27 protein-coding genes and 1 pseudogene are annotated in these 26,301 nt (G+C 69.7%); 8 read left to right on the forward strand and 20 right to left on the reverse strand.

The genetic code is table 11. The features are described 5' to 3' along the window. The 12 genes from FCU40_RS15540 to FCU40_RS15595 all read right to left on the reverse strand — a co-directional run. On the reverse strand, window positions 1-798 hold a 798-nt coding region (locus FCU40_RS15540; RefSeq protein WP_168076122.1), incomplete at its 3' end, for an alpha/beta hydrolase. Between the two features lie 30 nt (window positions 799-828). Then, window positions 829-1,314 (reverse strand): RNA pyrophosphohydrolase, encoded by a 486-nt coding sequence (locus tag FCU40_RS15545; protein ID WP_168076124.1) that lies wholly within the window; start codon window positions 1,312-1,314, stop codon window positions 829-831. 22 nt (window positions 1,315-1,336) lie between these two features. Beyond that, entirely contained in the window at window positions 1,337-2,518 is a 1,182-nt protein-coding gene (locus FCU40_RS15550) for a divergent polysaccharide deacetylase family protein (protein WP_168076126.1), read from the reverse strand. 114 nt (window positions 2,519-2,632) lie between these two features. Continuing rightward, on the reverse strand, window positions 2,633-4,024 hold the full coding sequence (locus FCU40_RS15555; protein WP_168076128.1) for a S41 family peptidase: 1,392 nt from the start codon (window positions 4,022-4,024) through the stop codon (window positions 2,633-2,635). Between the two features lie 114 nt (window positions 4,025-4,138). Then, entirely contained in the window at window positions 4,139-5,194 is a 1,056-nt protein-coding gene (locus FCU40_RS15560) for a peptidoglycan DD-metalloendopeptidase family protein (RefSeq protein WP_168076129.1), read from the reverse strand. A 128-nt stretch (window positions 5,195-5,322) separates the two neighbouring features. Next, entirely contained in the window at window positions 5,323-5,787 is a 465-nt protein-coding gene (gene rlmH / locus FCU40_RS15565; RefSeq protein ID WP_168076130.1) for a 23S rRNA (pseudouridine(1915)-N(3))-methyltransferase RlmH, read from the reverse strand. Window positions 5,788-5,853: 66 nt separating this feature from the next. Then, the gene (rsfS, locus tag FCU40_RS15570; RefSeq protein ID WP_165570632.1) at window positions 5,854-6,285 is read right to left on the reverse strand and encodes a ribosome silencing factor; all 432 of its coding nucleotides are present in this window, start codon (window positions 6,283-6,285) and stop codon (window positions 5,854-5,856) included. An 83-nt stretch (window positions 6,286-6,368) separates the two neighbouring features. Continuing rightward, the gene (locus FCU40_RS15575) at window positions 6,369-7,022 is read right to left on the reverse strand and encodes a nicotinate-nucleotide adenylyltransferase (RefSeq protein WP_168076131.1); all 654 of its coding nucleotides are present in this window, start codon (window positions 7,020-7,022) and stop codon (window positions 6,369-6,371) included. Continuing rightward, a complete protein-coding gene (locus tag FCU40_RS15580) occupies window positions 6,988-8,262 on the reverse strand; it encodes a glutamate-5-semialdehyde dehydrogenase (protein ID WP_168076132.1) in 1,275 nt (424 codons plus the stop codon). Before FCU40_RS15580 ends, FCU40_RS15575 begins: the two co-directional genes overlap by 35 nt. 128 nt (window positions 8,263-8,390) lie before the next feature. Continuing rightward, the gene (locus FCU40_RS15585) at window positions 8,391-10,136 is read right to left on the reverse strand and encodes a heparinase II/III family protein (protein WP_168076133.1); all 1,746 of its coding nucleotides are present in this window, start codon (window positions 10,134-10,136) and stop codon (window positions 8,391-8,393) included. A gap of 9 nt (window positions 10,137-10,145) precedes the next feature. Further along, window positions 10,146-10,805 carry a ribulose-phosphate 3-epimerase gene (gene rpe, locus FCU40_RS15590; RefSeq protein WP_168076134.1) on the reverse strand — a complete coding sequence of 220 codons (660 nt, stop codon included), beginning with the start codon at window positions 10,803-10,805 and terminating at the stop codon, window positions 10,146-10,148. 38 nt (window positions 10,806-10,843) lie between these two features. Beyond that, on the reverse strand, window positions 10,844-12,124 hold the full coding sequence (locus FCU40_RS15595; protein WP_168076135.1) for an RsmB/NOP family class I SAM-dependent RNA methyltransferase: 1,281 nt from the start codon (window positions 12,122-12,124) through the stop codon (window positions 10,844-10,846). A 92-nt stretch (window positions 12,125-12,216) separates the two neighbouring features. Here FCU40_RS15595 and FCU40_RS15600 point away from each other — a divergent pair, with 92 nt between their 5' ends. The 4 genes from FCU40_RS15600 (at window position 12,217) to ggt (ending at window position 17,598) form a co-directional block, all read left to right on the forward strand. Then, window positions 12,217-12,420, forward strand: a complete 204-nt coding sequence (locus FCU40_RS15600) for a DUF1674 domain-containing protein (RefSeq protein ID WP_168076136.1) — start codon at window positions 12,217-12,219, stop codon at window positions 12,418-12,420. A gap of 250 nt (window positions 12,421-12,670) precedes the next feature. Further along, entirely contained in the window at window positions 12,671-14,437 is a 1,767-nt protein-coding gene (locus FCU40_RS15605; protein WP_168076137.1) for an ABC transporter permease subunit, read from the forward strand. 14 nt (window positions 14,438-14,451) lie between these two features. Then, a complete protein-coding gene (locus FCU40_RS15610; RefSeq protein ID WP_004621779.1) occupies window positions 14,452-15,759 on the forward strand; it encodes a nitrate/sulfonate/bicarbonate ABC transporter ATP-binding protein in 1,308 nt (435 codons plus the stop codon). Window positions 15,760-15,897: 138 nt separating this feature from the next. Next, window positions 15,898-17,598 (forward strand): gamma-glutamyltransferase, encoded by a 1,701-nt coding sequence (gene ggt, locus FCU40_RS15615; RefSeq protein WP_168076139.1) that lies wholly within the window; start codon window positions 15,898-15,900, stop codon window positions 17,596-17,598. A gap of 24 nt (window positions 17,599-17,622) precedes the next feature. On the opposite strand, the gene FCU40_RS15620 is transcribed toward ggt, so the two are convergent. Further along, complete coding sequence (locus tag FCU40_RS15620) at window positions 17,623-17,946, reverse strand: low molecular weight protein tyrosine phosphatase family protein (protein WP_168076141.1); 324 nt, start codon at window positions 17,944-17,946, stop codon at window positions 17,623-17,625. 3 nt (window positions 17,947-17,949) lie between these two features. Then, on the reverse strand, window positions 17,950-18,651 hold the full coding sequence (gene pyrF, locus FCU40_RS15625; RefSeq protein WP_004621786.1) for an orotidine-5'-phosphate decarboxylase: 702 nt from the start codon (window positions 18,649-18,651) through the stop codon (window positions 17,950-17,952). Window positions 18,652-18,736: 85 nt separating this feature from the next. Between pyrF and FCU40_RS15630 the strand changes: the two genes are divergently transcribed. Further along, window positions 18,737-19,435: a MarC family protein gene (locus FCU40_RS15630; protein ID WP_168076142.1), complete on the forward strand. Its 699-nt coding sequence runs from the start codon at window positions 18,737-18,739 to the stop codon at window positions 19,433-19,435. Between the two features lie 46 nt (window positions 19,436-19,481). Beyond that, window positions 19,482-20,732 (forward strand): UbiH/UbiF/VisC/COQ6 family ubiquinone biosynthesis hydroxylase, encoded by a 1,251-nt coding sequence (locus tag FCU40_RS15635; protein ID WP_168076144.1) that lies wholly within the window; start codon window positions 19,482-19,484, stop codon window positions 20,730-20,732. A 39-nt stretch (window positions 20,733-20,771) separates the two neighbouring features. Here FCU40_RS15635 and FCU40_RS15640 read toward each other — a convergent pair whose 3' ends face one another. From FCU40_RS15640 to FCU40_RS15655, 4 genes are all read right to left on the reverse strand, one after another. Then, on the reverse strand, window positions 20,772-20,969 hold the full coding sequence (locus FCU40_RS15640) for a Trm112 family protein (protein ID WP_004621792.1): 198 nt from the start codon (window positions 20,967-20,969) through the stop codon (window positions 20,772-20,774). 9 nt (window positions 20,970-20,978) lie between these two features. Continuing rightward, entirely contained in the window at window positions 20,979-21,644 is a 666-nt protein-coding gene (locus FCU40_RS15645) for an LON peptidase substrate-binding domain-containing protein (protein ID WP_004621793.1), read from the reverse strand. Between the two features lie 10 nt (window positions 21,645-21,654). Next, window positions 21,655-22,554 carry a co-chaperone YbbN gene (locus tag FCU40_RS15650; RefSeq protein ID WP_168076145.1) on the reverse strand — a complete coding sequence of 300 codons (900 nt, stop codon included), beginning with the start codon at window positions 22,552-22,554 and terminating at the stop codon, window positions 21,655-21,657. 97 nt (window positions 22,555-22,651) lie between these two features. After that, on the reverse strand, window positions 22,652-23,155 hold the full coding sequence (locus tag FCU40_RS15655) for a prolyl-tRNA synthetase associated domain-containing protein (RefSeq protein WP_168076147.1): 504 nt from the start codon (window positions 23,153-23,155) through the stop codon (window positions 22,652-22,654). Between the two features lie 78 nt (window positions 23,156-23,233). Here FCU40_RS15655 and FCU40_RS15660 point away from each other — a divergent pair, with 78 nt between their 5' ends. Then, on the forward strand, window positions 23,234-23,980 hold the full coding sequence (locus FCU40_RS15660) for a DUF6065 family protein (protein ID WP_004621799.1): 747 nt from the start codon (window positions 23,234-23,236) through the stop codon (window positions 23,978-23,980). 18 nt (window positions 23,981-23,998) lie between these two features. Here FCU40_RS15660 and FCU40_RS15665 read toward each other — a convergent pair whose 3' ends face one another. Continuing rightward, the gene (locus FCU40_RS15665) at window positions 23,999-24,718 is read right to left on the reverse strand and encodes a M48 family metallopeptidase (protein WP_004621802.1); all 720 of its coding nucleotides are present in this window, start codon (window positions 24,716-24,718) and stop codon (window positions 23,999-24,001) included. Between the two features lie 70 nt (window positions 24,719-24,788). Next, window positions 24,789-25,667 (reverse strand): LysR family transcriptional regulator, encoded by an 879-nt coding sequence (locus FCU40_RS15670; RefSeq protein ID WP_168076148.1) that lies wholly within the window; start codon window positions 25,665-25,667, stop codon window positions 24,789-24,791. 102 nt (window positions 25,668-25,769) lie between these two features. On the opposite strand from FCU40_RS15670, the pseudogene FCU40_RS15675 reads away from it, so the two are divergent. Further along, a pseudogene (locus FCU40_RS15675) lies at window positions 25,770-26,301 on the forward strand (hypothetical protein); the annotation flags it as partial.

The following is a 26,301-nucleotide window of genomic DNA, read 5'->3' on the forward strand; positions in this document are numbered from 1 at the left end:
CGCGGGCTCGGCGGCCGGCGTCAGTTTCTTGCCCGTCAGCCAGGCGATCACATCGTCGAGGATCTTCATCGTGTTTGGCTCATCTATCAGATAGTGGGCGTTTTGCGGGTATTCGCGATAGTCGGCGGTCGCGTACTTCTGTCCGACCCGGCGGACGTCCTCGGGCGGCGTGGTGCGATCCAGGCCGCCGGCCAGCACCAGCACCGGCACGGTGACCTTGGCGCTGTCGACATGGGCGGCCTTGTTCGGATCCTTGTGAGGCCAGGCCAGGTCGGACAGCACCTGACCGCTGTCGTGAACCATCTTGGCGTACAGCCCATCATGGCGCGGCGCGGGCACGGCGTTCATGACGCCGAACTTGAAGCCCGGTTTCCACATCTTGCCCGCCCGCGTCTCGGGCTTGGATTGCAGGGCCAGGTTCAGGAAGGTGAAGACCGGCGAAAGCTTTGGCTTGCCGCGCGCGTCGGCCGGCGAGGCGGGCGCGAACAGCACCAGCCCGGCGGCGTGACCGGCCTCGGCGATCTTCTGGGCGATCAGCCCGCCCATCGAGTGGCCAAAGACCAGAGGCTTCTTGCCCGTCTCCTTGGCCAGGGTCTGGGCCAAGGCGCTCATCTCGGCGACATAGTCGGCCAAGGTCAGGCCGGCGAGGCCGGCGCGCGGCCCCTCGACGGTGCGCACCGCCGACCGGATCGTCGGCGTCTCGACGCGAAACCCCTCGGCCCGCAAGCGCGCGGCGATGGGGTCCCAGACGTCCCCCGCGCAGCCATAGCCGTGGATCAACAGAACGGTATCCGCCATCCGGTACTCCCCTGCGCGGCGGCGAAGCGATCAGCCGCGCGCGAACCCCTCGAACGCGGCGACCACGGCTTCGTAGACCCCGCGCTTGAAGGGTACGATCAGTTCGGGCGTTTCGTCGAGCCTGCCCCATTTCCATGCGTCGAACTCGACGTGCTTGTCCGCCTCGAGATCGATCTCGGCGTCGTCTCCGGTGAAGCGATAGGCGAACCAGACCTGTTTCTGACCAAGCCAGCCTCGCGAATGCTTCGGATCGGCCAGAACCTCGGGCGGGAAGTCGTAGGTCAGCCAGCCCTCGGTGCGGCCCAGAAGCGCGATCGAGGTGACGCCGGTTTCCTCGGCCAGCTCGCGGCGAGCGGCGGTTTCCAGGTCCTCGCCCTCGTCGACGCCGCCTTGCGGGAACTGCCAGTTATAGGGCGGCGGCTGCTTGTGGCGGCGCCCCAGCCAGACGCGCCCCTCGCCGTTGAATAGGACGACGCCGACGTTCGGGCGGTGCTTGAGATAGTCGAGCTCGGTCATGCCGAGCTTTAGAGCAGGAGTTCTAGCGGTGCGCCAGCGCCGAGGCCGGAGCCAGCTGCAGGCCGCGCGCCTGCAGGCCGGCGGCCCAGATTCGCACCTGGTTGATCGTCACCGGATAGGCGAAGCCGGAGCCGAGCGACTGGCCGCGACCGGCGGCGCCGCCTTCCAGCGCGCGCAGCTGCGCGTCGATGGCGCTGGCCGACAGCTCGTCGTCGATGACCCGGTCGGCCGAGGCGCGCGGCACGGGCCCCGCGCGGCGGGAGGCCAGACCGTCGTCGATAAAAGCCAGGCCGCGCGACTTCAGCACGGCGTTGAACGTCGACATGGCCTGATCGTTCTCGACGAACTTGGCGCCCAGATAGTTCGACAGGCCGAAATAGCCGGTGGCCCGCGACATCAGCCATTCCAGCTTGCGCACCGTGTCGTCGGGACGATTGGCGGCGATCAGGGTGTAGGGGCCCGGATCGTTGGCGGGATAGTCGGCCGGCTCCATCGGCGTTTCCAGCAGCACCTCGTGGCCGTGGGCGCGGGCCAGATCGATCCAGCCTTGCAGGTTCTCCGCATAGGGGGCGAAGGACAGGGTGATCTCGCCGGGCAGGGTCTCGATCGCCGCGCGGGTGGTCTGGGCGTTGAGACCCAGGCCGCCGATCACCACCGACACCTTGGGGCGGCCATTGGGCGTGAACGGCCGGGCATAGGCCTCGGCGGCCGTCCGGCCATCGGCGCCGATGATCGGCAGGGGACCGCCGCCAGGCCCGGGGGCGGTCAGGCCCGCGATCGGCGCCTGGGCCAAGCCGGGTCCCTGCTGGATTGGCGGAAGATTCTGGGTTTCAGCCGGCGGAAGCTCGCCGGTCTCGGCGGCCGCCTTGGGCGCGAACGGGTTGCGCGACAGGTCCATCCGGCCGGGCGTCAGGGCGGCTTCCTCGGCGCCCTCGGCGGTCAGGGCCTCGCGCCAGCCATCGGGCGCGTTCTTCGTGGCGCCGATCTGGGTCAGAGGCAGGCGAATCACCGGCGAGCCGGCGTGAGGATCGCTGGTGATCAGCACCAGGGTCGCCAGCGAGGCCAGAAACAGGCAGGCCGCGCCGCTGGCGCTGATGTAAGGATTGGCCAGCGCCGTCATCAGCTTGGCGCGCGCGTCACCGCCGCCGCTCTTGGCGGGCGTGGCGGCGGCATAGGCGGGCTTGCGTGAGAACGTGACGGCCATGACCTCACGACCCTATCGGCAAGCTTCGAATATATGGTTAACGAGATATGGCCAAAGCGGCGTCGCGTCGCGGCGCGACGACGCGGCGGCTTTGCCGAGACCCTCTCCGGCCGCCTATTTCTCCTGGACCGGCGGGCCCTTTCCGGCCGCCGCCGCGGCCTTGGCGGTGACCTCGGCGATCTTGGCGGCGGGCTTGGGCAGCTTGGGCACATTGGCCACGCCCCCCGCCTTCAGAACGGCGATGGCGCGCTGCAGCTGGAAGTCGCCCTTCTTGTCGTCGAATCCGGCGGGCGGCGCCTCGGCGGGGTTGTGAACCCCTTGACGGGTCTTGCCCTCGTCGGCGTTCAGGGCGTTCTTGAAGCTGGCCTCGCTGAACCAGACGCGGTTGGCGATGTCCTGGGCCTGGTCGCGGGTCTGGGCGACCTCGAGGTCCGGCGTGATGCCGGTCTTCTGGATCGAGCGCCCCGACGGCGTGTAGTAGCGCGCCGTGGTCAGCTTAAGGGCGCCGTCGGCCCCGCCGCGCAGCGGGATCACCGTCTGCACCGAGCCCTTGCCGAAGCTGGTGATGCCGACCAGTTCGGCGCGGTGGCGATCCTGCAGGGCGCCGGCGACGATTTCGGCGGCCGACGCCGAGCCCTGGTTGATCAGCACCACCATCGGCAGGCCGTTCAGGAGATCGCCGGGCTTGGCGTTGTAGCGCTGGATGTTGCGCGGGTCGCGACCGCGCTGGCTGACCACCTCGCCGCCGTCCAGGAATACATCGGCCACGCCGACCGCCTGATCCAGCAGACCGCCGGGGTTGTTGCGCAGGTCGAAGATCAGACCCTTCATGTGCGGGTTCTTGGCCTTCAGGTCGTTGATCGACGCGATCAGCGCCTCGGTGGCCTTCTCGTTGAACCCGGGCAGACGGACATAGCCATAGTCGCCTTCCATGCGGGCGATGGTGGCCTTGGGCTTGATGACCTCGCGCACCAGCTTGACGTCGAACGGATCGGTCTTGTCGCGGGCGATCGTCAGGGTGACGGCCTCGCCCGGCGCGCCGCGCATCTGCTTGACCGCCTCGTTGACGGTCAGGCCGAGGACGCTCTGGCCGTTGACGGCCGTGATGTAGTCGCCGGCCTGAATACCCGCGCGGGCCGCCGGGGTGCCGTCCATCGGCGAGATGACCTTGACTACGCCGTCCTCGCTGGTGACCTCGATGCCGAGGCCGCCATATTCGCCGCGCGTGGTGTCCTGCATGTCCTCATAGGCGTCGGGCGCCAGATAGCCCGAGTGCGGGTCGAGGCTGGTCAGCATCCCGTCCAGCGCCGCCTCGATCAGCTTCTTGTCGTCGACCTCGGTGACGTACTGGTCCTCGACCGTGCCCAGCACGTCGCCGAACAGTTCGAGCATCTTGTAGGTCTTGGCCTTGGGCGCGTTGTTGGCCTGGGCGATGGGGCTGACATAGGCCATGGCCCCCGCGCCGAGGACGAAGGCGGAAACGCCGATGAGCAGGTACTTGCGCATTAAGGCCCAGAAGGCTCCCTACGCGACGCGCGGCGCCGCAACCGTTGTTAGCTTCGTCCAATCCTGTCAGGGATCGGAGGTATAATTGCGGCCAAGCATTACCGAAAAACCCGGCTACCGCGACTCCTGTTTCAGCCAGCGCTCCGGATCCGCCGGTTCGCCGTTTTCGCGGACCTCCATATAGAGCTCCGGATCGGAGGATACATGATCGGGCATCTTGCCGATCGGAACCCCCGCCGCGACAGATTGTCCGGGCGACGCCGAGATTTGATCCAGCCCGGCAAGGACCACGTGATAGGCGCCCTGTGAGCGCAGAATGACCACGCCGCCCCAACCGTTCAGGGCGCCGGCGTACTCCACCGTGCCGGCGGCGGGGGCGACGATGGCCTGACCCTTGTCGGCGCGAATCGAAAGGCCGGGCGACTTGCCCCCCGTCGGCATGTCCTGGCCAAACCGGCGGACGATGGCCCCGGCGACCGGCGACCGCAAGGCCAGCGGCCCGGTCGGCTCGACCTTGCCCAAGCCGTCGGTCAGCACGCCCAGGGTCTTCAGCTCGCTCTCGCGCGACAGGCTGTCCTGGGCGTAGGCGCGCTCCAGCGCCGTCTTCTCGACGATCAGCCGCTCGATCTCGCCCTTGCGGTCGGCGACCTGGCTCTCGGCCGTGAACAGCTCGGCCGAGGCGGCGGCGGCTTCGCGGCGCAAGGTCCCGACGGCGGCCGCCTGGCGGGCGTAGGCGTCGGCTCGGCTCTGCAGCTCGGGGGTCATGGCGCGGATCAGGATCGCGGCCCGCACCGCGTCGCGGGCGCTACCCGGCGAGACCAGCAGGGCCGGCGGCGGATCGCGGCGGAACAGCTGCAGGGCCGACAGCAGCAGCGACAGGCGCTGACGATTGGTCCCCAGGTCGGCCAGGATCGCGCGTTCCCGGGCGTTCAGCGCCTCCAGGCGAGCGCGCTTGGCGTCGACATCGACGCCGGCGGCCAGACGCGCGTGCTCCAGCCGGTCCAGTTCGGCGCGCAGGTCCTCGATCTCGCGGCGCGTATCGGCGACGGTCTGGCGGTCCTTGGCGTCCTGGCTCTGGACCGCCTTGTCGACGCGCTGCAAGCCGACCACGGCCGTGGGAACGGCCACGGCGAGCAGGCAGGCGGCGATGACGAGTCGCGAGCGAGGCATCGCCGTTTCTCTAGAGCGTGAGGCTGAAAGTGGGAACCGGTTTCCGCTTATCTCACGCTCTAAACATTTGATTTAGAGCCTTTTTGACGCCTGAAATCGATTCCGATTTCAGGCTAAGGGCTCTAGCCCTAATCGCGGTGATAGGGCGAGCCCGACAGGATGGTGACGGCGCGATAGATCTGCTCGGCCAGCATCGCCCGCGCCAGGGCGTGGGGCCAGGTCTGGGGCCCGAAGGCCATGGTCTCGTTGCCGCTGGATAGGATCGAGGGATCAAGGCCATCGGCGCCGCCGATCAGAAAGACCACGCGACGCGCGCCATCGTCGCGCAGCCGTCCCAGATGCTCGGCGAACGCCCGGCTTGGTCGAACCTTGCCATGCTCGTCACAGGCGATGACGTAGGCGCCCTCCAGGTGCGGGCGCAGCACCTCGGCCTCGGCGGCCTTGCCGGGCTTGCGGGCCTCGACCTCCAGGATCTCGACCGGGCCCAGGGCCAGGGCGCGGCCCGAGGCGGTGGCGCGGGACGCGTAGTCCAGGGCCAGTTGCGCCTCGACCATGCGGCCAAGCTTCCCGACGGTGAGGATGGTGATTTTCATGGAACAGCCCCTCCAACCCCGCTCATCCCCGCGAAAGCGAGGACAAGCGGTTTGGGGCGCGAAAGATCAGTTCGCCGCCGTGCGGTGCGGGGCGTCGACCGCCCAGATCTTCTCGATGTTGTAGAAGCTGCGAACTTCGGGACGGAACAGGTGGATGACCACGTCGCCGGCGTCGATCAGCACCCAGTCGCAGTGCGGCAGGCCTTCGACCCGCGCCTTGCCGAAGCCGCTGTCCTTCAGGGCCCGCAGGATGTGGTCGGCCAAGGCGCCGACGTGACGGTGCGAACGGCCCGACGCCACGATCAGGCTGTCGGCGACCGAGCTCTTGTCCGTCAGGTCGATGTGGACGATGTCCTGGGCCTTGTCGTCGTCGAGACGCTCCAGGATCAGGCGCTCCAGCGCCTTGATGTCGAAGGCCGGACTCTGGCCATGAGATTCAGTCGAGGACTCGGCGCCGGCCGGGCCTTCGTGCGCACTATGCGCGGGGTCGCTACGCAGCGGATTGCTCCTTATGGGGTCGCTGTGGATATCTTCCATAGCATGGAATTGCGCGAAACGTGAGGGGTGATGGACAAACGCCGTCAGCCGCCCTTCTGTCGCGCGCGCATCGCCGTCGAGGAGGCGAAGTTCAGCGGCCCCGTCAGATAGACCCAGGCCGGAGCGGTGGCGTCCGGCAAGCGGGCGGCGGCGCTGGCCGGCCAGCGGGCGAAGGCGAAGCGTCGGGCGGCCGGCGCCGTGCGGGCCTTCAGGGCGATCCAGGGACGCGAGATCACCGCCACGGGCACCTCGCGCATGATCTGGGTCCAGCCGCGCCAGCGGTGGAAGGTGGCCAGGCTGTCGGCGCCCATGACCCAGACGAACTTCACGCCGGGATGGCGGGCCCGCAGCACGCGCAGCGTGTCGATCGTGTATCGCGAGCCCATCCGCGTCTCGGCGTCGGAGACGATCATGCCCGAACCGCGCGCCCAGCGGCGGGCGCCGGCCACCCGCTCGGCCAGGGGCCGGGTCTCGTGCGAGGACTTCAGCGGGTTCTGCGGAGAGACCAGCCAGATCACGCGGTCCAGCTCCAGACGGCGCATGGCCGTTTCGGCCACGTGGGCGTGCCCCTCGTGCGCCGGGTTGAAGCTGCCGCCGAACAGGCCCACGCGCATCCCCGGCTCCAAGTGGAAGCCGAGGCGCTGCGCTTGGGGCCGGCCGGCCTCAGGGACGAGTCTGGCCGGTCCCGCGAACCACATATTTGAACGTCGTCAGTTGCTCGGCCCCAACCGGGCCGCGGGCATGTAGCTTGTCGGTGGCGATGCCGATCTCGGCCCCGAAGCCGAACTCGCCGCCGTCGGCGAACTGGGTCGAGGCGTTGACCAGCACGATGGCGCTGTCGACCGCCGCCACGAAGGCGTCCGCCGCGCTCGCATCCTCGGTGACGATCGCGTCGGTGTGACCCGAGCCATGGGCGGCGATGTGCCTGGCCGCGCCCTCGACGCCGTCGACCACCGCGACGGCCAGGATCGGCGCCAGATATTCGGTGACCCAGTCCTCGGGGCTGGCCTTCTTCATGTCGGGCTCGATGGCCCGGGCGGCGGCGTCGCCGCGCAGCTCGCAGCCGGCCTGGATCAGGGCGTCGGCGATCGGCGGCAGCAGGCGCTCGGCGGCGGCCTTGTCGATCAGCAGGGTCTCGGCCGCGCCGCACACCGACACGCGGCGCATCTTGGCGTTCAGCACGATGTCGACAGCCTTCCTGACGTCGGCGCCGGCATGGACGAAGACGTGGTTCAGGCCTTCCAAGTGGCCTAGCACCGGGGCGCGGGCCTCGGCCTGGACGCGGGCGACCAGACTCTTGCCGCCGCGCGGGATGATCAGGTCGATCGCCTTGTCCAGCCCCGCCAGGATCATGCCGACGGCGGCCCGGTCGGGCGTCCTGACGATCTGGACGGCGGCGGCGGGTAGGCCGGCGGCCTCCAGGCCCCGCGCGATCGCCGCGTGGATCGCGAGGTTGGAATGGATGCACTCCGAACCGCCGCGCAGGATCACCGCGTTACCCGAGCGCACGCACAGCGCTGCGGCGTCGGCCGTCACGTTGGGACGGCTCTCGTAGATCATGGCGATCACGCCGATCGGCGTGCGCACGCGGCTGATGTCCAGGCCGTTGGGCCGGGTCCAGCGGGCGGTGGACACGCCAAGAGGGTCGGGAATGGCCGCGACGGCCTCCACGCCCGCGGCGACACCCTCCAGCCGCGCCGCGTCGAGCAGCAGCCGCTCGCGCATCGGAGCGGTCAGGCCGTTGGCGCCGGCCCGGGCCAGGTCCTGGGCGTTGGCGGCCAGGATAGCGGCGGCGTCCTCGCGGATCGCGGCGGCCATGGCCTGGATGGCGGCGGTGCGCTGCTCTGGCGTGGCGAGGCGGAGCGCGCGCGCGCCCTCGCGAGCCGTCCGGCCCATCCCCGTCATCGTCGCCTGCAAGCTGGCGCCCGCGTCGTCCATCGGTCTCGTCCCTGGGAAGGTTATGCTCAGGTTGAGGCTTACCTAGGCGCTTTCAGGACAGGATGAAACGGCTTTCGTCTGAAAACGGATCGAGTTTCGCCGCGGCGCCGTCGCTTGGCCTCCGCCGCCTACCCCTCCGCCCGGGTCAGCTTCCAGCGGATCTTGGCCCCGACCTCGGGTCTGGCCTGGCTCTTCAGCACGATCTGGCCGGCCTTGCGCGCCAGGCCGTGGTCGAAGTGGGCCGACGGGGCGATCTCGACATCGACGGCGTCGTTGCGCAGCCACCAGCCGATATTGTTGGGCCCTCGGATCAGCACGCTCCGGCCATCGCGGGCGATCGATGCGCGGGCCTCGGGGTGAAGGTGGAAGCGCACGGCGAAGGGGAGATAGCGGCGGGGACCTTGAGCCGCGCCCGGGTCGGCGGCCAAGGGGACCAGACTGTCCTCGCCGCGCAGTTCGTCATTGACCGCGTCGAGAAACAGCCGGCGGGCGTGGGTGAGGCCCAGATGGCGCCAGCCGTCGTGGACGATGTCCAGCCAGACGCCGCCGACGTCATCGTGGCGCTTGGCCTCGACCTTGGTCGCGCCGTCGACCAGCCACGGGCCCAGCGTCCGCGCGCGAAAGCCCGACAGCGGCCGCCCGGCCGAGCCGTCGCCGACCGAGACGGTGGAGGCCGCGTCGGACAGTCGGAAGGCGTGGGCGCCGGCGGCCTCGGGGCTCCAGCCGCAGCTGGTGATCAGGCGATCCTTGGCGCAGACGATCTCGACGGCGGCCGGCTGGGCGCAGGCCGCGACGCTCAACGGCCCCAGCGGCGGGCGGCCGGCGTCGGCGATGACCTCCAGGCTGCCGCCGACCATCTTGTGATAGCCGCTGTGCGGGGCGACGTTCAGCGGACGCGGGCCGGCGTCGTCATGGGCCAGGGCGGCGGCGATGCGCCGTTGCTCGATCGCCTCGCCCCCATGGAAGGCGGCCAGATGACCATCGCCCAGGGTGAAGAATCGCGCGGCCGTCGACAGGCGGTCGATCGCGCGCGACAGGGCCTCGGGGCTCGGCCGGCCGCGCTGGCCCAGGGCGTCGTCCAGGGTCAGCAGGTCGAACAGCAACTCCACGCCCGCTTCGGGCGACCGGGTGGCGTGACCGCCGTCGGGCAGCACCATAAGATCGATATGGCGGGCGACGACCTTCAGCCCCTTGTCGATCAGCCGCTCCCCGGGCTTGCCGGCCAGGACGCAGCCGGCCAGGGCGGCGACGACGGCGCGCTCCAGCACGCGCTCGGGGGACTTGGCGATCTCGATCAGGTGGCGACCCTGGCGGGCGAGGTCCATCAGGAGATCGGCGATCTCGGCGTCGCTGCCTTCCTGGGCCAGGGACTTGGCCGCGCAAGCCAGGTGGAAGACCCGTCGCTCCAGACACTCGGCCGACCACGAAAAGGCGTTCCACTTGCCGAACACCCGTCGCCAGTCGTCGATCAGGCGCAAGGCCCGGCGCGCGCCGTCCGGGCCGGCGGCGATCAGGTCGGGCAGCCAGTCGAAGCGGTGCAGGGCGACGGCGAAACGGCGCGACGGGCTGGCGGTGTCGAACGGGTCGCCGTCCGCGCCGATCCGCACGGTCCCGCCGTCCAGAGCCAGGGTTCCGGACAGGATCTTCAGGCCCCGGGCGGGATCGGTCGGGCGCGGATCGTGCGGGCGCGCGGCCAGGCCCTCCGGACGCGGAAAGGCCAGGATCAGGCGATGGGGACCGGAGCCGAACCACTCGCGCTCGACATGGCTGGCGACCTCGGCCCCGACGGCCTTCCACAGGACGCCGCCGCGCCTTCTTGACGCCAAGAAGGGCGCGGGAAATTTCAAGCCGTTGGCGGGACGCTTGACGGCCATGGCGGGGGATCAGCCGCCCTTCAACGCGCGGATGTTGTCGGCATAGGCGCCGGGACCACCCTTGAACACCGCCGAACCGGCGACCAGGGCGGTGGCTCCCGCGGCCACGCATTGCGGCGCGGTGACCGGCGTGACGCCGCCGTCGACCTCGATGACGATCGGAAGGCCGGCCTTGTCGACCAGCTTGCGCAGCGCTTCGACCTTGCGCAGCTGGCCGGGGATGAAGCTCTGGCCGCCGAAGCCGGGATTGACCGACATGACCAGCAGCAGGTCGACGTCCTCCAGGATCCACTCCACGTGGTCGACGCCCGTCGAGGGGTTGAACACCACCCCGGCCTTGGCGCCCAGCTCGCGGATGCGCTTGAGGCTGCGATGCAGATGCGGCCCAGCCTCGGGGTGGATGCTGATGATGTCGGCCCCGGCGGCGCGGAACGCCTCCAGATAGGGGTCGGCCGGGCTGATCATCAGGTGCACGTCGAACGGGATCTTCGCGTGCGGCCGAATGGCTTTGACGATGTCGGGGCCGAGCGTGATGTTGGGCACGAAATGGCCGTCCATCACGTCGACGTGCACCCAGTCGGCGCCGGCCGCCTCGATGGCGGCGACTTCCTCGCCCAGCTTAGCGAAGTCGGAGGCGAGGATGGAGGGGGCGATGATCGGCGCGGTCATGGGTCTGGGATAACCGCGTCGCGCCGCTCTGTCAGCCCTTAGAGCTTGCGGAATCGCGCGGCGAAGAAGCCGTCCTGGCCCCCGTCGCGCTGGTGCGGCAGCAGGCGTAGGGTTCCCCGGGCGGTCAGGCTGGCGGCGGGCGCCCCGCCCTCGCCGGCCGCGATCCGATCCAGAGCCATGTCCTGGCGGCGGGCCAGGAACGCCTCGACCTGGGCCTCGCCCTCCTCGGGCTCCAGCGAACAGACGCAATAGACCAGGCGAGCGCCAGGCTTGAGGCGGTCGGCGGCGGCGTCGAGGATGCGGGCCTGGACGGCCGCGAGGCTGGCCACGTCGCCGGGCCGGGCGGCCCACAGCACGTCCGGATGGCGGCGGAAGGTGCCGGTGGCGCTGCACGGCGCGTCCAGCAGGATGGCGTCGAAGGTCCGCGCGTCGTCCCAGATCGCCGCGTCGGCGACGACCGTCTCGGCCGAGAGGCCCGTGCGGACCAGGTTCTCTTCCAAGCGCTTGAGCCGCGCGGCCGAACGGTCCAGGGCCACGACGTCGGCGCCGGCGGCGGCCAGCTGTAGGGTCTTGCCGCCAGGCGCGGCGCAGAGGTCCAGCACCGCGTCGCCCGGCTTGACGCCGAGCAAGCGCGCGGGGATGGCGGCGGCGGCGTCCTGCACCCACCAGCTCCCGTCCTCGAAGCCCGGCCAGCCGGCCACGTCGCCCTTGCGGCGCAGGCGCAGCGAGCCGCCGTCGAGCGTCTCGGCCTCAAGGGCTTCGGCGAGGGCGGAGACATCCGCGCCCGGCTTCAGCGAGAGGTCGGTGGCGGGCTCCAGGGCGATCTGGGCGGCGATCTCGCGGGCCGTGGCCTCGCCGAACGCGGCGATCCAACGCGAATAGAGCCAGGGGGGCGCCGAAAGGGACGGATCGTCGGCCGGCTCGCCGTCGCGCAGCAGGCCGCGCAGCACCGCGTTGACCAGACCCTTGAACGGACGGCTGGTCTTGTGCGCGCCGGCCAGCTCCACCGAGGTGGCCACGGCGGCGAAGGCCGGGACATCCAGGTGGAAGGCCTGGGCCGCGCCCAGGCGCAGCAGGTGCATCACCCGATCCGGCGGCGCCTTCTGCAGACGGGCCGACAGGGCGCGATCTATGGGTCCAAGATGGCGCAGCACGGCCATGGCCAGGGCGCGGGCGAACGCGCGCTCGCGCGGTTCCAGGAACCGGAAGCCGTTGGCCGACGTGGCATCGTCGATGCCGCCGCGACGCGAAAGCGCCGCCTCGATAAGGTTCAGAGCGGCCTCCCGGGCGGGGAGACCGTCGTTGAGTTCTTGAGTCACCTCCTCGCCGTGCCTCAAAGGCCAGGGCGAGCGCAAGCGTCTTCTCGGAAAAATCGCGAGGCGCGCGGGACGGAAAATGCTAGAATCCCGCCATGTCCGAGCCTTCCGACCTGCCGCCCGGCGCGGCGCCCGACAAGGAATTGTCCCCCGCCGCCCGCCGCGCGCTGGAGGAAGCCGCCGCCCGCCGCGCCGCCCAACAGGCGCTTGACCTGCCGACCGAGCAGGGCGGTCGCGACGGTCCCGAGCCGACCCGCTTCGGCGACTGGGAAAAGAAGGGCGTCGCGGTCGATTTCTGAGCCGCGCGCGCCCGATCCGGCGGCGTTTCGCCGCTCACCGTTAGACCAGCTTGACAACCGCGTTCGACAGGCGCATTTCGCCGCCGCGCTCAAGGCCGCGACGCGGCGGAGCGCGCCCAACGGAAACCCAAAACCCCATGCCCAGCGACAGTATCAGTCGATCCATCACGCCGCGAAAGGCGTCACGCTAGGGGTTTAGAGGGCTCCTTGCTGGCGGCCGGTCGCGGCCATAGTCACAAGGTGAAGCCCCATGGTTTTCCTCTCCGGAGACCTCAAGGCCACGCGCCCGATCGCGCGGTTTCTGAACACCGGGACCGTCCCCAAGTGGGCGGATCTGGTCGCGTTCCTGCTGCTGGCCGCCTGCGCCGTCCTGGTGGTGCGCGGCGCGGAGGACATGAGCCAGCCGCTGGCGGCCCTGCACGCCACGCCGGTGACGCTGGATCCGGCCCGCCTGCCCGAATACGCCCTGCGCACGACGCTGCGCATGTTCCTGGCCCTGGGCGCCTCGCTGATCTTCACGTTCACGGTCGCCACCCTGGCCGCCAAGAGCCGCAAGGCCGAGCTCCTGATCGTGCCGGCGCTGGACATCCTGCAGTCGGTGCCGGTGCTGGGCTTCCTGACCTTCACGGTCACCTTCTTCATGGGGCTGTTCCCGGGCCGCCAGCTGGGCGTGGAGTGCGCGGCGATCTTCGCCATCTTCACCAGCCAGGCCTGGAACATGGCCTTCAGCTTCTACCAGTCTCTGCGCACCATCCCGGCCGACCTGGACGAGGTCAGCCGCCAGTTCGGCTTCTCGCCCTGGCGGCGCTTCACCCGGCTGGAGCTGCCGTTCGCCACGCCCAGCCTGGTGTGGAACGTGATGATGTCGATGTCCGGCGGCTGGTTCTTCGTCGTGGCGTCAGAGGCCATCACCGTCGGCGACACGACCGTCACCCTGCCCGGCATCGGGTCGTGGCTGTCGGTCGCCATCGCCCGTCAGGACATGAAGGCCGTGGCGGTCGGCGTCGGGGCGATGGCCGTGATCATCGTGCTTTACGACCAACTGGTCTTCCGCCCGGTCGTGGCCTGGGCCGACAAATTCCGCTTCGAGCAGACCGCCAGCCAGCAGCGTCCCGCCTCGTGGCTCTATGACCTGCTGCGTCGGGCGGCCTGGACCCGGTCGCTGAGCCAGACCCTGGCCAAGCCGCTGACGGGCCTGTCGCGCGCGACCGCCGCCCTGCCGCCCGTCCGGCTGCCGGCGGTGCGCCTGCCCAAGCCGCATCCCGCCCTGGGCCGGGTGATGGACCTGCTGTGGCTGACGTTGGTCGCCGTCACCCTGGCCGGCGGCGTCTGGCTGCTCTGGTCGTTCCTCAGCGCCCGCCTGACCTTCGGCGACGTCGGCGAGGTGTCGCTGCTGGGCCTGGCGACCCTGCTGCGGGTGGTCGTGCTGATCGCCCTGGCCAGCCTGATCTGGGTGCCGATCGGCGTCTGGATCGGCCTGCGCCCGGCCTGGGCCGAACGCCTGCAGCCGATCGCCCAGTTCCTGGCGGCCTTCCCGGCCAATGTGATGTTCCCGTTCGCGGTGGCGACGATCGTCGCCCTGCGCCTGAACCCCAACATCTGGCTCTCGCCGCTGATGGTGTTCGGCACCCAGTGGTACATCCTGTTCAACGTCATCGCCGGGGCCAGCGCCATTCCCAGCGACCTCAAGGAAGCCGCCGGCATGTTCGGCCTCAAGGGCTGGCAGTGGTGGCGGCAGGTCGCGATCCCGGGGATCTTCCCCTACTACGTGACCGGCGCCCTGACCGCCTCGGGCGGATCGTGGAACGCCAGCATCGTGGCCGAAGCCGTGAGCTGGGGTCACGAGCACCTCGAGGCCGCCGGCCTGGGCAGCTACATCGCCAAGGCCACGGCCGCCGGCGACAGCGCCCGCGTCGCCCTGGGCGTGGCGGTCATGTCCGTCTTCGTCATCGCCTTCAATCGCACGCTGTGGCGGCCGATGTACCGCTACGCCGAACGCCGTCTCCGCCTGGCTTAAGGGAGAGCTTTCCCATGACCTGCATGACCCCCGTCCAAGCCCCCCTCGTCGAAGCCAAGGCCGTCCGCCATCTCTACGGCAAGGCCGAGGGCGCCAATCTGCTGGTGCTCGACAATGTCGACCTGACCCTGAACGAGAACGAGATCGTTGGCCTGCTGGGCCGCTCGGGCTCGGGCAAGTCGACCCTGCTGCGCTCGATCGCTGGCCTGATCAAGCCGACCGCCGGCCAGATCGTCTTCCCGCCCCGCCCCGAGGGTCCGACCACCGTCAGCATGGTGTTCCAGAGCTTCGCGCTGTTTCCGTGGCTGACCGTGCTGCAGAACGTTGAGGTCGGGCTGGAGGCCAAGGGCGTTCGGCCGGACCAGCGCCGCAAGCGCGCCCTGGCCGCCATCGACCTGATCGGTCTCGACGGCTTCGAGAATGCCTATCCCAAGGAGCTTTCGGGCGGGATGCGCCAGCGCGTCGGCCTGGCCCGCGCCCTGGTGGTCGATCCGTCGATCCTGCTGATGGACGAGCCGTTCTCGGCCCTCGACGTGCTGACCGCCGAGACCCTGCGGACCGACCTTCTCGACCTCTGGAGCGAAGGCCGGATGCCGATCAAGTCGATCCTGATGGTCACTCACAACATCGAGGAGGCGGTGCTGATGTGCGACCGCATCCTGGTGTTCTCGTCCAATCCGGGCCGCGTGGTGTCGACGATCAAGGTCGACCTGCCCCAGCCGCGCAACCGCCAGGACCCGGCCTTCCGCGATCTGGTCGAGCGGATCTACGCCCAGATGACCCGGCCCGACCAGGCGCCGGCCGCCCGCGACGGCGTCTTCCCCGGCATGGGCCTGGGCATGGTGCTGCCGCGCGTCTCGACCAACGTCATGGCCGGCCTGATCGAGACGGTGCACGCCGACCCGTTCGACGGCCGCGCGCCGATGTCGGATCTGGCGCAGGACCTGCAGTACGAGGCCGACGAGCTATTCCCGATCGCCGAGACCCTGCAACTGCTGCGCTTGGCCGAGATGCGCGAGGGCGACCTGGTGCTGACCCCGACGGCCCGCCGCTACGCCGAGGCCGACGTCGACGCGCGCAAGTCGATCTTCGCCCAGCAACTGCTGGCCCACGTTCCGCTGGCGGCCCATGTGCGCCGCGTGCTGGACGATCGCCCCAGCCACATGGCGCCAGCCAGCCGCTTCCGAGACGAGCTGGAGGACTTCATGTCCTCCGACTACGCCGACCAGACCCTGCGGGCGGTGACCAACTGGAGCCGCTACGCCGAGGCCTTCTCCTATGACGAGGGCGCGGATCGGTTCTCGCTGGAGGACGCCGTCTAGAGCCTTTAGCCTGAAATCGGAATCGATCTCAGGCCTCAAAAAGGCTCCAAATCAAATGTTTAGAGCGTGATATGCTCAAGGCCTTGGAGCCGGCGGGCTTTCGCGGATAACGTGACCGCCCGCCTTGGAGGCTCCATCTTGCGCCTGCTTACCCGTGTTGTCGCGACCGCCGCGGTCGCCCTGCTGCTGACCACGCCGGCCGCCGAGGCGGCGCCCAAAGCCTCGGCGGTCTCGACCCGCGCCCTTTCCGCCGGCGCCGTGGCCGCGCCCGACCGGTTCGGAGCCCTGGCGGCGCGGGAGATCCTGAAGGCGGGCGGCAACGCGGTGGACGCGGCGGTGGCCACGGCCTTCGCCCTGGCGGTCACCTATCCCGAGGCCGGCAATCTGGGCGGCGGCGGGTTCATGACCCTGTATGTCGGCGGCAAGCCCTACTTCCTGGACTATCGCGAGACCGCGCCGGCGGCGGCCTCGGCCGACATGTATCTGGGCAAGGACGGGGAGCCGGTCCCGGGCCTGTCGCTGTTCGGCAATCTGGCGGTCGCCACGCCCGGCACGGTGCGCGGCATGGCCATGGCCCACAAGCGGTTCGGCAAGCTGCCCTGGACGCGGGTCCTGGCCCCGGCCATCCGCTACGCGCGCGACGGATTCGAGGTCAACGCGCAGTTCGCGGGGATGCTGGACAACGAAGTTCCCGCGCGTTTCTCGGCCACCAACTTCCGCGCCCACTTTGGTCCGATGAAGGCCGGGACGATCTTCCGGCAGCCGGCGCTGGCGGCGGTCCTGGAGCGCATCGCCAAGGGCGGCGACAAGGCGTTCTACGAAGGCGAGACCGCGGACCTGATCGTCGCCCAGATGGGGCGCGGCGCCCAAAAGGGCCTGATCACCAAGAGCGACCTGGCGAACTACAAGGCCGTCTGGCGCGCGCCGGTGACCGCCGACTGGCGCGGATATCGGGTGATCACCGCCCCGCCGCCCAGCTCGGGCGGGATCGCGCTGATGCAGATGCTCCTGATGAAGCAGGACGCCGCGCCGCTCTTCAAGGGCAAGGCCCTGAACGGCGCGCCCTATGTCCATCTGGTCTCGGAGATCGAAAAGCGCGTCTTCGCCGACCGCGCCGAATATCTGGGCGACCCCGACTTCGTGAAGGTCCCGGTCTCGAACCTGATCGACCCGGCCTATGTCGCCAGGCGCGCCAAGGAGATCGACCCGGACAAGCCTTCGCCGACCAAGGCGGTTCAGCCGGGCCTGGAGAAGCCGCAGACCACCCACTTCTCGATCGTCGACAAGTGGGGCAACGCGGTCTCCAACACTTACACCCTGAACGGCTGGTTCGGCTCGGGCGTGGTGGTCGAGGGCGCCGGCTTCCTGCTCAACGACGAGATGGACGATTTCTCGGCCAAGCCCGGCGCGCCCAACATGTTCGGGGTGGTGGGCGGCAGCGCCAACGCCATCGGCCCGGGCAAGCGGCCGCTGTCCTCGATGACCCCGACGATCCTGACCAAGAACGGCCGGGCGGCCATGGTGATCGGCACCCCCGGCGGCTCGACCATCTTCACCTCGGTGTTCCAGGTCCTGGCCGATGTCTACGACTTCAACCTGTCCCTGAAGGACGCGCAAAAACAGATGCGCTTCCACCATCAACTGCTGCCCGAGAACACGATCTTCACCGAACGCTTCGCCCCGCCGGCGCCCGAGACGAAGAGCGCCCTGGAGCGTTCGGGCTATCGCCTCGTCGAGTACCCCGGCATCGGCGACATCGAGGCGATCCAGGTGATCGACGGCAAGCCGGTTCCCGAGGCCGATCCTCGGGCGCGCGGCGTGGCGATGGTGGTGAAGTAGACCCACGCCGCGCGAGGCGTTGGACTACCGACGCAGGAACGGCGGGACCTTCGCCTCCAGTATCCGCACCAAGTCCGGATCCATGAATTCGTAGTCGTCGGGAATGCCGAGCACGGCCACACGCGCGCTTTTCAGGTGCGGCTTGAAGCGACGGGAGAGCTTCTTGCGGTGCGCCTGCTCCATGACCAGCACTAGGTCGGCCCATTCAAGCGCTTCTGGCGTCACCGGATTGCCGCAGCCATCGTCGAGGCCCGCCGAGCTAACCTCGACGCCCGGCCAGTTGGCGAACACCTGCTCCGCGGTCGGGCTGCGGAGCTTGTTCTGGCTGCAGACGAAGAGGACGTTCAAGCCTCAAACCCCCGCCATCTCCGCCGCGACCTTCAGCGCCGCCTCGCGGGGGTCGTTGGCCGCCGTGATCGGGCGGCCGCAGACCAGATGGCTGGCGCCGGCGCGAAGGGCGGCCTCGGGCGTGGCGGCGCGAGCCTGGTCGTTCTTGGCCGCCCAGAAGGGGCGAACGCCCGGGGTGACGATCAGGAAGTCCGGACGGCCGGCCGCCGTGGCGATCTCGCGGGCCAGGGCCGCCTCGTGGGGCGACGAGACGATGCCATCGACGCCGCACTCCAGCGCCTGGCGCACGCGGCGCTCCACGAGGTCCCGGGCTCCGAAGGCGTAGCCCATCTCGATCAGGTCGGCGTCGGTCAGGCTGGTCAGCACGGTCACCGCCAGGATCTTCAGGGACGACGCGCCGCGCGCCTGAACCGCGGCCTTCATCACCTGGGGCTCGGCGTGGACGGTCAGCAGGTCGCAGCCGCTCTGGGCCAGCACCCGGGCCGAGCGCTCGACCGTGGCGCCGATGTCATGCAGCTTCCAGTCCAGGAAGATCGACTTGCCGCTGGTCTTCAGTTCGCGCGCCAGGGTCATGCCGTCGCTGGCCAGCAGTTCCAGGCCGATCTTGTAGAACGACACCGCGTCGCCCAGACGCTCGACCATGTCGCGGGCTTCGTCGACGGTCGGCAGGTCGAGCGGCACGATCAGGCGCGGGTCGGCGGTCATGGTCTGGTCCCCGGGGGTTGGCGCGCGCCATCAGTCGCCCTAGGAAGGGCAAGCTTGGGCGCGATCTGAAAGGTAAGGACGTCGAATGACCGAGGCCAAACTCGCCGTCAACTTCTTCGTCGCGCTGTTCGCGCTGATCGATCCGATCGGCAACGTGCCGCTGTTCGCCGCCGCCACCCTGGGCGCGGCGCCGGCCGGACGGCGGATGGTGGCGCTGTATATCGGCCTGTTCATGACGGCCTTCCTGATCTTCTTCTATTTCACCGGCGTGGGGCTGCTGGCCTTCTTCGGCATCTCGATGCAGGCGTTCCGGATCGCCGGGGGCATCATCCTGTTCATCCTGGGCCTGGACATGGTGCGCGACGACTTCACCACCATGTTCGCCGACGCCGCCGAGAGCGCGGAGAACCAGTCGCCGCGCGCCTATGCCCGCAAGCGTTTCGAACGCCTGATCGTGCCGTTCGCCATGCCGCTGCTGATCGGCCCGGGCGCGATCTCGACCGTGATCATCTATGCCGCCGAGGCCAAGAGCCTGGGCCTGGCGGGCGCGGGGATCGGCGTGGCGGTGATCGCCGCCTGCTCGGCGGTGGTCGTCGCCGCCTTCTGGGCCGCGCCGCTGATCAGCAAGGTGCTGGGCCGCATCGGCATGAGCATCGTGGTCCGCGTGCTGGGCCTGATCCTCTGCGCCCTGGCGGTGCAGTTCGTGCTGGTCGGCGTGGGCGACGCCACGCGCGGCCTGATCAAGAGCGAGGCGAAGGCCCCCTACGCCGAAAGCCATAAGTAGCCTCGGGCTCTGGACAGGGCGGGGAAGCGAGCCCCATATCGCGGCCATGCGCGACCATGATGCGGATGTGATCATCGCCGGCGCCGGCATGGCCGGCGCGACCCTGGCCCTGGCTCTCGCCTCCGGCGGTCTGAAGCCGCTGCTGGTCGATCCACAGCCGTTCGACGCCCAGTTGGCGCCGAGCTTCGACGGACGCAGCTCGGCCATCGCCTATTCCTCGTTCCGCCAGTGGCGCGCGATCGGGGCCGGCGAGGCCCTGGCGCCCCACGCTCAGCGCATCGAGCAGATCCTGGTCACCGACGGCCGCACGCCCGGCGCGGCGGCGGGGCTGGCCTCGCCGGCCTTCCTGCGGTTCGACTCCAGCGAAATCTCGGGCCGCATCGATGGCGAGCCCCTGGGCTATCTGATCGAGAACCGCCAGATCCGCGCCGCCCTTTCCAAGGCGGTGATCGAAAAGGACATACCGGTCATCGCCCCGATGGCCGCCAAGAACCTGGAGATCACGCCCGGCGCGGCGCGGCTGATCCTGTCCGACGGTCGCGCCCTGACCGCGCCGCTGGCCGTCAGCGCCGAGGGGCGCGGCTCGGTCCTGCGCCAAGCGGCCGGCATCGGCCATATCGGCTGGGGCTATGGCCAGAGCGGCGTGGTCTGCACGGTCAAGCTGGAGCGCCCGCACGAGGGCGTCGCCCACGAATATTTCCTGCCCAGCGGCCCCTTCGCCATCCTGCCCCTGACCGAGCAGCGCGCCAGCCTGGTCTGGACCGAGAGCACCGCGCGCGGCGAGGCTCTGCGTCACGCCGCGCCCGAGGTTTTCCACGCCCACCTGATGCGCCGCTTCGGCGACTTCCTGGGCAAGGTCGAGGTGGTGGGGCCGACCTTCGTCTATCCGCTGTCGCTGCTGCTGGCCGAGCGCATGGTCGCCCCGCGCCTGGCCTTGATCGGCGACGCCGCCCACGGCGTGCATCCGATCGCCGGACAGGGCCTGAACCTGGGCCTCAAGGACGCCGCGGCGCTGGCCGAGGTCCTGGTCGAGGCCATCCGCTGCGGCGAGGACATCGGCGGCGAGGCGGTGCTGGAGCGCTACGCGCGCTGGCGGCGCTTCGACACGGTCAGCAACGCCCTCGCTTTCGACGCCTTCGTGCGGATATTCTCGAACGACAACCCGCTGCTGCGGGCGGCGCGGTCCGCCGGACTGGCGGTGGTCAACCGCATCGCGCCGGCCCGGCGGTTCTTCATGCACGAAGCCGGGGGCGGGGTCGGCGACCTGCCCAAGCTGCTGCGCGGCCAGGCTCTGTAAGGTTGTCTCCCCCAGATCGCGGGGGAGCATCTTCAATGGCTATTCAGCCAGCGCCCGCGCCTCTTCCGGCAGCATGATCGGCACGCCGTCGCGGATCGGATAGGCCAGCTTTGCGGCGCGGCTGATCAGTTCGCCGGCGGCGCGGTCATAGTCCAGCGGACCGCGCGTCACCGGACAGACCAGGACTTCCAGCAGGCGCGGATCGACGTCGACGGGAGGGGGAGCGGCTTGAGTCATCGCGCCTTACTACTGGATCGAAGTGGGTTCGTCATCGTCGCCGCCGGCCGCGTCGATCTCCAGCAGGGCGGTCAGGGTCGCCTTGCGCTCGAAGATCGTCTCGGCCTCCAGCAGGGCCTGCTTTTCCAGGGGATCGAACGGCAGGGCCATGGCCAGGCTGTTGATCAGGGCGTCCGAAGGCGCGCTCTCGGCGTCGCCCCAGTCGATCGCCAGGCCCCGGTGGTCCAGATAGCGGCGCAGGGCGATGAGCAGACGGTCGATATCGGCGGCCGTGCGCGCGCCGCTCGGCTCCTCGCGCAGATCCGCCTCGTAGGGCGTGAAGTCGACGCGCATCTGGCGATAGGGCGTGCGCGTGGGCAATTCGTCGCCGGCCTTAAAACGGCAAACTCCGGTCAGGGTGATCAGGTAGCGGCCGTCGCTGGTTTCGGCGAAGCTGGTCACGCGGCCGGCGCAGCCGACCGGCGCCAGGCTGGGCCGCTGATGGTCGCCGCCGGGGCGGGTCTGGATCATTCCGATGATCCGCTCGCCGGACATGGCGTCGTCCAGCATGTTCAGATAGCGCGGCTCGAAGATGTTGAGCGGCAGCTGCCCGCCCGGCAGCAGCAACGCGCCGTCCAAGGGAAAGACCGGGATCACCAGCGGCAGGTCGCCGATCTTTCGGTAGGCCGCCGACATCGGCAACTCCCTAGCTGAACAGGATCGCCGACAGCTTGCGCCGGCCTTGCTTGGCGACGTCCGAGGTCGGACCCGCCGCCTCGAAGACCGTCAGCAACTGCTTGCGCGCCGCGTCGTCGTTCCAGGCGCGGTCGCGCGCGATAATGGTCAGGAGGTGGTCGGCCGCCTCGCCAAGCCGGCCCGCGCCGGCCAGCGCCTTGGCCAGCTCCAGCCGGGCCTCGTGATCGTCGGGATCGGCGGCCAGACGCTTTTCGAAGGCGGCCGTCTCGGACGGCGCTTCCTCCGCCAGGGTCAGGGCGGCGCGAACGGCGTCGAGATCGGGGTCCTTGGCGTCGGCGGGGGCCATGGCCACCACCTCGGCCGCGCCTTCCAGATCGCCGCCGGCCAGATAGGCGCGCGCCATGCCGCCCAGGGCCTTGAGATTGGTCGGATCGGTCTGCAGCGCCTGGGCGAAGGCCTGGGCCGCGCCGCCGATGTCGCCGATCTCCAGCGACTCCTTGCCCAGGGCGATCAGGTCGTCCAGGGCGGTGGGGCCGGCGGGTCCGGTCAGGCGTTCGACGAAAGCCTTGACCTGGCTTTCGGGCAAGGCGCCCTGGAACGCGTCGACCGGACGGCCGTCCACGAAGGCGTAGACCGTGGGGATCGACTGCACGCGCAGCTGGCCGGCGAGGCCCGGATTGGCGTCGACATCGATCTTGACCAGCTTGACCGCGCCCTTGGCCGCGCCGACCACCTTTTCCAGCGTGGGGGTCAGCTGGCGGCAGGGGCCGCACCAGGTCGCCCAGAAGTCGACGATGACGGGCTGGGTCTTCGAGGCCTCGATGACGTCGGCCATGAAGCTGGCGTCCGTGCCGTCCTTGACGTGCTCGCTCTTGGCGGGACTCGCGGGCTTTTCGCCGATCAGGGACATCGGGTCTCTCATACTCGGGACAGGAGGAACGCTTCAGCCGCCAAGATGGTCCTTCGCGCGGCCGGGCGCAATGATCGGTTCGCTTGACGCGCGAGCGTTAGACGACGCTCATGGCGGCGAAGTCGACGATGAGCGGCTCGACCCCGAGCGCGGCCAGGAACCGTCGGAAGTCCGCCTGGGAGATCGCTGTGGTGGCGTCGTTGCCCAGCGGGTGGAAGTTCACCGGATCGCTGTCGGCCAAGGCCTTGTCCAGCATGAAGCGCACCCGTCGTTCGGTATCGTTGATCAGTCCGAAGGCCGTCACCGACCCCGGCGTCACCCCCAAAGTCTCGACCATCATGTCCTGGGGACCAAACGACAGCCGGCCCGAGCCGATCACATGGTGCAGCCGCTTCAGGTCGATCGCGGTCTCGCCCAGGGCCGAGATCAGCCACAGCTGGCCCTTGGCGTCCTTGAGGAACAGGTTCTTGGTGTGGCCGCCGGGCAGGGCCTTCTTGATCTCCAGCCCCTCCTCGACCCGGAACACCGGCGGGTGGTCGAGGGTGCTGGCCTGAATTCCGTGGGCCTCGAAAAAGGCGAAGAGGTCGGCTCTGGTCTTCATGAGGCTCTACTAGACGCGGCGAGGCCGCGAGCGCTAGACCTGAGCGCAATCAGGGCAGGAACCCAGCAAAGGACCGGCATGGAACTGGAGTGCTATCCCACCGAGAACCGTCCGCCCGAGATCGTGCCCGGACGGCCGCAGCGCGCCTGGATGGACCGCTTCGCCGAGCGCCACCCCTATCGCTGCCTGCCGCTGACCATGGCCAACACCACCGGCTGGGACATCCTCTGCCCGGTCGGCTTCTCGATGACCTGGGACGGCGGGGCGCACCAGGAGTGCATCAAGTTCCAACCTGATCACCCCTATCCGGGCTTCAACGACTTCGTGAAGTCGCACTTCACCCGGGGGGTCGTGACCTTCCACACCGGCTATCTGTTCCGCACGCCGCCGGGCTGGTCGCTGATGACCATGGGTCCGCCCAACCACATCAAGGACGGCATCCAGCCGCTGGCGGGCGTGGTCGAGACCGACTGGCTGCCCTTCCCGTTCACGATGAACTGGATCTTCACCCGCCCGGGCACGGTGCGGTTCGAGAAGGGCGAGACCTTCTGCTTCATCATGCTGATCCAGGACAAGCCGATGGAGGCCTTCCAGCCGGTGATCAAGTCGATGAACTCCAACCCCGAGCTGCGCCGTCAATACGACGTCTGGGCCGAGAAGCGGACCGAGTTCAACAACCTGATCTTCAAGCGCGACCCGGAGGCCACCAAGGAGGCCTGGCAGCGCTTCTACTTCAAGGGCGAGTATCCCGAGGAAATCCAGGCCGAGGCGCCCAGCCACCACGTCAACAAGCGACGGATGAAGTCGCCGAAGCTCGGGACCTAAATCGGCGCGCGCGCGTGGCTAAGCGCCGATCGCGTGCAGCTCGGCCGCGTGGGCGCGCAGCCAGGCCCGGTGCGGCGCGGGATCGCCGGCCAGCCGTTCGCACAGGGCCCAGAACCTGGGCCCGTGATTAGCCTCGACCAGGTGGGCGCATTCATGCGCGGCGACGTAATCGGCCACCGCCGCGGGGGCCAGGATCAGCCGCCAGCTGTAGCGGATGGCCGCTGGGGCGCGGAACGTCGCCGGCCGGCACGAGCCCCAGCGGGCCTTGGGGTCGGCCACCGCCACCGACGGCATCGGCCGACCCAGGGCGGCGGCGTGGACCGCGGTGCGCTCGGTCAGCACGGTCAGGGCCTCGCGCTTGGCCAGGCGGATGACCTTCAGGCCCCAATTGGCGTCGTCGGGGGCGATGATCCGGTCGCCGTCGATGCGGGCGCGGCCGGGCCCGACCTCCAGCCGATAGGGCCGGTCGTTCAAACGCAGGATCCCGCCGGGCGCCAGGCTCATCCGCTCGGGCAGGGCCGCCAGTTGCTGGGCGATCCAACCGGATTTCTGCTGGGCGAAGGCGACGGCCTCGTTCAGCCGTTTGGGATTCGGCGCCAGGGCGACGATCTCGGACCGGCTGCGATCGACGCGTAGCGAAATCCGCCGGGCGCGCCCATCGACCTTCAGGCGGACCGGCCAGCCGCCGACCTCCAGCCGGTCGCCATCGGAAAAACGGAGGGAGGCGCGCGCAACCATGCCCGGCAAGATTATGCGCGCCGGGCCGCCTCGCAAGGCGGGCGGAGTCGAAATAGGTTTCCGGTCCCGATCAGCCGACCTGGGCCGACGGCAGGAGAAGCTCCACCAGCGGGTTGGGGAACCGCCTTTCCTGCAGGATGGCGTAGAAGCGCTCGGCCAGGCCCTCGATCCGGTGAAGTTCCGCCAGCACGCCGGCCCGCAGCTCGTCCCGGACGACGATCGGCGGGACGAGGGCGAAGGCCTGGCGTTCGCGCGCCAGCAGCCGAAGCATGGCCATGTCGTCGACCTCCGCCATGATCACCGGCCGCACGCCCGCCAGGTCGGTGAGGCGGTCGAAGGCGACGCGAAGCTCGCTGTCCAGGCTGGGCAGCAGCATGGGCGCGCCATCGAGGTCGTCGGGGAATCGGAACGGCGCGTGGGACGGACGGCCGACGATCGCGACGGGCTCCTCGTCGAGCAGGCGACTGCGGAGGGCCGAGCGCGCGTCCCGAGGCGCCGGGCTGTTGGCCAGCACCACGTCGATAACCTGGGCCTGGAGATCCTGAAGCAGGTCGCGCGTCGAGCCCGAGCGGACGACCAGTTCCACATCGTCGCGCCCGACCAGGGGGCGAAGAAACTCCAGCTGGAAGTTGCGCGACAGGGTCGGGATCGCGCCGACCCGCAGGACCTTGCGGTCCAGATCGGGACGGCCCCGCAGCGTGTTCAGCAGCTCGTCGCCGGTGCGGAACACCGTGTCGGCGTAGTCGAGAGCCACCCGTCCCGCCTCGGTCAGGCGCAGCCTCTTGCCGACACGATCGAAGAGCGGATGCCCGACCTGCCGCTCCAGCTTCTGCAGCTGAACCGACAGAGCCGACGGGGCGACGTTCAGCCGCTCGGCGGCCCGCGCCAGCCCGCCCTCGTGGGCGACCGCCCAGAAGTAGCGCAGGTGGTTGTAGTTCAGCTGGCTCATCCCGCTTTTCTATAAAAGCGAACGATTTCGTTCAAACAATGAATTTCAAATAACGTCCGTTCCCGCATATGTGGACGGTCGCCTTCGCCCTGGAGACGACCCTTGACCTCGATCGCCTGGCTCGCTGCCGTCGCGCCGCTCGCCTATCTCGCCGCCGCCCTCGTTCCAGAACGCGTTCTGACCGTCCGGGCCACCTCGCCCGCCGCCGGCTGGCTCTCTTGCGGCGTAGCCGGTACCAGCCTGGCCGCCGCGCTGTCTTGGGGCGCGAGCTCGACGGCGACGCTCGGCGCGGCGGGCCTGGGCCTGGCGATCCGGATCGACGCCTTGAGCGCGACCCTGGCCTGCCTGGTGGCCTTCATCGGCCTGGTGGTCGTGGTCTACAGCCGCAACTACCTGGCCGGGGATCCGCGCCAGCCCGCGTTCATTCGCCAGCTCTGCCTGACCCTGGGCCTGCTGCAGGGCCTGGTTCTGTCCGACAATCTGGGCCAGCTGGTCCTGTGCTGGATCGCCGCCAGCCTGTGCGTCAATCGGCTGCTGTTGTTCCGGGCCGACCGCCAAGCCGCCGTGCTGGCCGCCCGCAAGCGGTTCCTCTTCAGCCGCCTCGCCGACGCCGCCCTGATCATCGCCGCCGCCG

Source organism: Caulobacter sp. SSI4214 (assembly GCF_012184455.1).
GTDB classification, from domain to species: domain Bacteria; phylum Pseudomonadota; class Alphaproteobacteria; order Caulobacterales; family Caulobacteraceae; genus Caulobacter; species Caulobacter vibrioides_E.

Coding starts and splice junctions, on each gene's coding strand:
- FCU40_RS15545 (WP_168076124.1), bottom strand. CDS start 1,314: ATGACCGAGCTCGACTATCTCAAGCACCGCCCGAACGTCGGCGTCGTC.
- FCU40_RS15550 (WP_168076126.1), bottom strand. CDS start 2,518: ATGGCCGTCACGTTCTCACGCAAGCCCGCCTATGCCGCCGCCACGCCC.
- FCU40_RS15555 (WP_168076128.1), bottom strand. CDS start 4,024: ATGCGCAAGTACCTGCTCATCGGCGTTTCCGCCTTCGTCCTCGGCGCG.
- FCU40_RS15560 (WP_168076129.1), bottom strand. CDS start 5,194: ATGCCTCGCTCGCGACTCGTCATCGCCGCCTGCCTGCTCGCCGTGGCC.
- rlmH (WP_168076130.1), bottom strand. CDS start 5,787: ATGAAAATCACCATCCTCACCGTCGGGAAGCTTGGCCGCATGGTCGAG.
- FCU40_RS15575 (WP_168076131.1), bottom strand. CDS start 7,022: ATGTGGTTCGCGGGACCGGCCAGACTCGTCCCTGAGGCCGGCCGGCCC.
- FCU40_RS15580 (WP_168076132.1), bottom strand. CDS start 8,262: ATGGACGACGCGGGCGCCAGCTTGCAGGCGACGATGACGGGGATGGGC.
- FCU40_RS15585 (WP_168076133.1), bottom strand. CDS start 10,136: ATGGCCGTCAAGCGTCCCGCCAACGGCTTGAAATTTCCCGCGCCCTTC.
- rpe (WP_168076134.1), bottom strand. CDS start 10,805: ATGACCGCGCCGATCATCGCCCCCTCCATCCTCGCCTCCGACTTCGCT.
- FCU40_RS15600 (WP_168076136.1), top strand. CDS start 12,217: ATGTCCGAGCCTTCCGACCTGCCGCCCGGCGCGGCGCCCGACAAGGAA.
- FCU40_RS15605 (WP_168076137.1), top strand. CDS start 12,671: ATGGTTTTCCTCTCCGGAGACCTCAAGGCCACGCGCCCGATCGCGCGG.
- FCU40_RS15610 (WP_004621779.1), top strand. CDS start 14,452: ATGACCTGCATGACCCCCGTCCAAGCCCCCCTCGTCGAAGCCAAGGCC.
- pyrF (WP_004621786.1), bottom strand. CDS start 18,651: ATGACCGCCGACCCGCGCCTGATCGTGCCGCTCGACCTGCCGACCGTC.
- FCU40_RS15630 (WP_168076142.1), top strand. CDS start 18,737: ATGACCGAGGCCAAACTCGCCGTCAACTTCTTCGTCGCGCTGTTCGCG.
- FCU40_RS15635 (WP_168076144.1), top strand. CDS start 19,482: ATGCGCGACCATGATGCGGATGTGATCATCGCCGGCGCCGGCATGGCC.
- FCU40_RS15640 (WP_004621792.1), bottom strand. CDS start 20,969: ATGACTCAAGCCGCTCCCCCTCCCGTCGACGTCGATCCGCGCCTGCTG.
- FCU40_RS15645 (WP_004621793.1), bottom strand. CDS start 21,644: ATGTCGGCGGCCTACCGAAAGATCGGCGACCTGCCGCTGGTGATCCCG.
- FCU40_RS15650 (WP_168076145.1), bottom strand. CDS start 22,554: ATGTCCCTGATCGGCGAAAAGCCCGCGAGTCCCGCCAAGAGCGAGCAC.
- FCU40_RS15655 (WP_168076147.1), bottom strand. CDS start 23,155: ATGAAGACCAGAGCCGACCTCTTCGCCTTTTTCGAGGCCCACGGAATT.
- FCU40_RS15660 (WP_004621799.1), top strand. CDS start 23,234: ATGGAACTGGAGTGCTATCCCACCGAGAACCGTCCGCCCGAGATCGTG.
- FCU40_RS15665 (WP_004621802.1), bottom strand. CDS start 24,718: ATGGTTGCGCGCGCCTCCCTCCGTTTTTCCGATGGCGACCGGCTGGAG.
- FCU40_RS15670 (WP_168076148.1), bottom strand. CDS start 25,667: ATGAGCCAGCTGAACTACAACCACCTGCGCTACTTCTGGGCGGTCGCC.